The following is a 3665-nucleotide window of genomic DNA, read 5'->3' as shown; positions in this document are numbered from 1 at the left end:
GATCCGAAGGATACGAACCAATGTGGTACTTCACCTGGATCCTGGGCCTGGGCCTCGCCGTCGCCTTCGGCGTCCTCAACGGCGTCTGGTATGAGTTCAACCTTCTCGACGGCGGCGACGCCGTCGAGGGCGAGGCCTGATGCGGACCAGGTCCTCGAGGCCGCCTGGCTGGACACCAGGCGGCCTGCCGCTTTCATGAGGCAAACGCCTTAGGCAGGCGCCTTGCCCGGCGTCCGCCCCCAGCCGTCGCGAACGATGCGGCTGCTCTGGGCGCCGCTGTCGGCGATCGAACCGCGCAGCACCGCCACCCGGGAATGGCTTCCCGTGAAGCTGAGGTCGGGCTGGGCGCCGGGGACGTTGCGCAGGGCGTCCAGCAGGGTTGTCCCGCCTTGTTCCAGCATCAGGTCGGTTAGAGCGGTCTAGATCGACAGCGGCGTCTTCAGGTCGCTCGCCGGGGCGCCCAGCGCCAGGTCCTGCGGCGCTCGGGCACGGGCGATCGTCACCGAGGAGACCGGGCTGTCGGCTTCGCCGGCTAGCGCCGCCGCCTGGCCCGCGCGGTCGAGGCCATCGCGATCGGCGCCAGAGACGCCGCGGCGGTCAGGAGCGAGGCTTTGCGTGAGGATGGGCCAGGCATTGAACTTTCCGATGGGCAACTGAACAGGCGTCGGCGCCTCAAGCCCACGGCGACGCTTTCGGGCCCTCGGGCGGGATTGGCTTCGGGGCAGGGCTTAGGCGAACCAAGGCGGTGACGCCGCGAGCCTCCGACAAGGTTCGCGGCGCCTGGACGGCGCTCGGCCGGGCAAGGAATTCGCCACGCCTAAACGCCGTCGCCGACGGGGGCTTTTAGGAGCCCGTCGTTCCGTTGGCGGGTTGATCGGGCAGCAGGCTGGCGACCATGGCCTGCATGGCGCCGATGTTCTCACCAAGCAGGTCTACGGACCGTTGGCGATCCTGGGCGGCGACCGCGTCGAACAGCGCCTGATAGCGATCGATCCAGGTCTCGCGGTCGAGCACGGGCGCCTCGCTGGCCAGATAGATGCGATCGACCGCGTTGCGCAGGTTCTGGACGGTCATCAAGGTCAGGTCGCGCTCGGCCGGCCCGCAGAGGGCGGCGTAATAGCGGCGGTCGGCGGCGATCCAAGCCCGAGGGCCCTCGTCATCCTCCAACTCCAGCATCACGGCGCGTACGGCCCGCAAGGATCGCTGCGTATGCTGGCCGATGGCGCGGGCCAGCATGTCGCCCTCCAGCAGGCGACGCAGGTCGAAGATCTCCAGGCAGCGGCGCGCGCTGGGCGTGGAGACGAAGGCGGCGCGGTTGGGCGAGATCTCGATCAGGCCCTCCGACTCCAGCTTGGCGAGCGCGTGGAAGACGGGGATACGGCTGACGCCGAGCTCGGCGGCGACCGCCTCCTGGCGCAGCAGGACGCCCGGCCGCAGAAGGCCTTGGACGATCTGGTCGCGAAGGTGCTCGGCCACGGCCGCGGCGGCGTTGGGGGCTGAGCGGATCATGCGCGCGCCTCGGAGGTTTGAGACGCGACACAGGGCGAAAGGGCCATTTCGGCCCCCGGGGAAAGGAAGACGTACGGCATGGGAGGACACCGATCTGAGCTGACATGGGCGCGCGGGGCCGCAAGCGGCCAGGGCGCGCGGGCGAGGCGTCAGGCTTGGATCGGCGGTCCCGTCTGTGGCGGAGGACGAGCGCGCAGAGGCAGGGTCAGGTCGCGCCCGGCGAGGGGGCCAAGACGCGCGGCGGCGACGAGCGCGGCTGGCGCGAGCGTCAGCCGTGGCTCGATCGAAGGCGCGGCCTGGGTCAGCCCCTCGAAGCCGCAATCGGACTTCGACGTGGGCTGGTGGTCATTGTGCTGCTGGCCCTCGGCCGTCTCACGATCGAAGGGGAGGCCGCTGCGAACCGTCACCAGCTTGGGGCCCGCGCCCGTGCAGATCACCATGGTCGGCCCGCCATTGGCGCTGAATACCGGCATGTATCCGCTCGGGATCAGCACGCGCAGGCAGACGGCCACGAGGGCGAACGCCATCGCGAGATCGGTCCTCAAAGGCTTGTGAGCGGCCTTCTTCACGTCTCCCTCGTAATCCCCCGAGGGTCGCAAGCCAAGAATGAACATCCGAAAGGCGCTAAGGTATTCATGTATACAGAAATTCCGCTTGATCCTTAGGTAATCGCACGGGGCAGGGGGGGGCGATGGTGGTCGAGCCTGGCGATGGTCGCCGAGCTTCGCGATCCGACCTATGCCCAGCGCCGCCAGTTGATGAGCGAATACGACCCGGATCCGCCTTTTCACGCCGGGTCGCTGAAGACGGCGCCGCCGGAGGTGCGCGAACCGACGGAAAAGATGCTGGTCGATTTTCGGCAAAAGGCCTTGAGCCTCGCGAGAGGGGCGACCTAAGGGCCGCCTGACCCCACTGCTGAACGAAATCCCGCCTGGGTTCTAGGGGAGGTGCTTCGAGGGAGTGTCGTGTCCCTGGAGGCGCGCCAACGGCGGCTATTGCATCCGCACCGCTCGCTTCAAGCGGACGGAGATCTGTAATCCCATCCAGCTCATGGCCACGCCTTAAGCGCATCGCGGCGATAGGCGTCCTAGCACGCCCGCCGCGATGCGCTCGAACAAGGCCGCGCGGCCGGCCGCGGGATCCTCGTCACCGGCGCAGGCGAACCAGATCGCCGACAACAGGCGGGCCAAGACGCTGGCGTGCAGCGGCAGATCGTCGGCCGAGAGCGCAAACACCCGGCCCATGCTGTCGCGCAGGGTGCCGCCGTACGAAAATCGAATGACGGCGCCGGCGGCGGCCAACTCCTGTCGCCGGATCGACGCCAGGAAGAGGCGTCGGCGGCGGATGACGGGGGGAGAGGGAAGTTCCGAGGTCACGTGCGGACGAAGCGCCGCGATCCAGGCTTCGGGCGCCAATATGGCCTCGATCGACGGCGGCGCGTCGGCCTGGGCGGCCGCTTCGTCTGTCATGGCCTGGACCTGGCCCCGGATGGCGCCGGCCACGAGATCCTCGATGGACCGGAAGTGGTGGGTCACCGAGCCTGTCGTGACGCCGGCGCGCGCGGCGACGGCGCGGTGGGTCAGACCGGCGAGGCCCTTGTCCTCGACGACCCCGGCGGCGGCCTTGGCGATGCGCATGGCGGCCGGCGGCACTGAGCCGTAGGGACGGGTCCCGGCCGTGCGTTCAGCCAGCGGCGTTGCGCTCCGCGCGGGGCGGTCCGGCGCGCCCAGCCAGGTGGCGGCGAAGTGCTCGACCATCTCGATCAGCGCGGCGGTCTCCAGGGCGGGCGACCAGGCCGAAAGACTGTACAGCGCCTCGTACTCGAAGAAGGCGTGCAGCATGCGGCCATCGATGGCGGGCAGACCAAACCGCGCCGCCGTCTCCAGCCAGAAGTCGCGCCACAGCCGCGTCCAGGCCGCCGCGGGGCCTTCGCCAGGCGCGGCCGCCGCGGCCTCCTGATAGGTCAGCGCCAAACGACGCCCGCCGCCGGCCCATGCCTGGATCACGTGCAGCAGGGCTAGGGCCGCGCCGTCGGGCGAGCGGGGCAGGGCGGCGATCTCGCGCGCGCGCTCCTCCTGCCAGGCGCGGGTCTCTTCGACGCCTTGCTCGAAGACTGCCAGTAACAATCGTTCTAAACTGCCGAAGTTGTAATTGAC

At 69.5% G+C, this 3665-nt stretch carries 7 protein-coding genes; 2 read left to right on the top strand and 5 right to left on the bottom strand.

Features of this window, described 5'->3' with window-relative positions:
- The first annotated feature begins 20 nt into the window (after positions 1-20).
- Positions 21-140, top strand: coding sequence for a cytochrome bd-I oxidase subunit CydX (gene cydX / locus AX690_RS10300; protein WP_066682946.1), 120 nt, complete (start codon positions 21-23; stop codon positions 138-140).
- A 69-nt stretch (positions 141-209) separates the two neighbouring features.
- Here the strand turns inward: cydX and AX690_RS10295 are convergent, their stop codons facing one another.
- The 4 genes from AX690_RS10295 to AX690_RS10280 form a co-directional block, all read right to left on the bottom strand.
- Positions 210-401, bottom strand: a complete 192-nt coding sequence (locus AX690_RS10295; protein ID WP_066682945.1) for a hypothetical protein — start codon at positions 399-401, stop codon at positions 210-212.
- 18 nt (positions 402-419) lie between these two features.
- Positions 420-653: a hypothetical protein gene (locus tag AX690_RS10290; protein ID WP_066682944.1), complete on the bottom strand. Its 234-nt coding sequence runs from the start codon at positions 651-653 to the stop codon at positions 420-422.
- A gap of 190 nt (positions 654-843) precedes the next feature.
- Positions 844-1509 (bottom strand): GntR family transcriptional regulator, encoded by a 666-nt coding sequence (locus tag AX690_RS10285; RefSeq protein WP_066682943.1) that lies wholly within the window; start codon positions 1507-1509, stop codon positions 844-846.
- 149 nt (positions 1510-1658) lie between these two features.
- Positions 1659-2078 (bottom strand): DUF2946 family protein, encoded by a 420-nt coding sequence (locus AX690_RS10280; protein WP_066682942.1) that lies wholly within the window; start codon positions 2076-2078, stop codon positions 1659-1661.
- A gap of 141 nt (positions 2079-2219) precedes the next feature.
- Here AX690_RS10280 and AX690_RS10275 point away from each other — a divergent pair, with 141 nt between their 5' ends.
- Positions 2220-2405 (top strand): hypothetical protein, encoded by a 186-nt coding sequence (locus tag AX690_RS10275; protein WP_066682941.1) that lies wholly within the window; start codon positions 2220-2222, stop codon positions 2403-2405.
- 165 nt (positions 2406-2570) lie between these two features.
- Here the strand turns inward: AX690_RS10275 and AX690_RS10270 are convergent.
- Positions 2571-3665: TetR/AcrR family transcriptional regulator (locus AX690_RS10270; RefSeq protein WP_231732169.1), on the bottom strand; the 1095-nt coding region annotated here is incomplete at its 5' end.

Origin of the sequence: Caulobacter sp. CCH9-E1, assembly GCF_001556515.1 — a bacterium.
Lineage (GTDB): Bacteria > Pseudomonadota > Alphaproteobacteria > Caulobacterales > Caulobacteraceae > Caulobacter.
This window is presented reverse-complemented; position numbering and strand designations above follow the sequence as displayed.

Coding starts and splice junctions, on each gene's coding strand:
- cydX (WP_066682946.1), top strand. CDS start 21: ATGTGGTACTTCACCTGGATCCTGGGCCTGGGCCTCGCCGTCGCCTTC.
- AX690_RS10295 (WP_066682945.1), bottom strand. CDS start 401: ATGCTGGAACAAGGCGGGACAACCCTGCTGGACGCCCTGCGCAACGTC.
- AX690_RS10285 (WP_066682943.1), bottom strand. CDS start 1,509: ATGATCCGCTCAGCCCCCAACGCCGCCGCGGCCGTGGCCGAGCACCTT.
- AX690_RS10275 (WP_066682941.1), top strand. CDS start 2,220: ATGGTCGCCGAGCTTCGCGATCCGACCTATGCCCAGCGCCGCCAGTTG.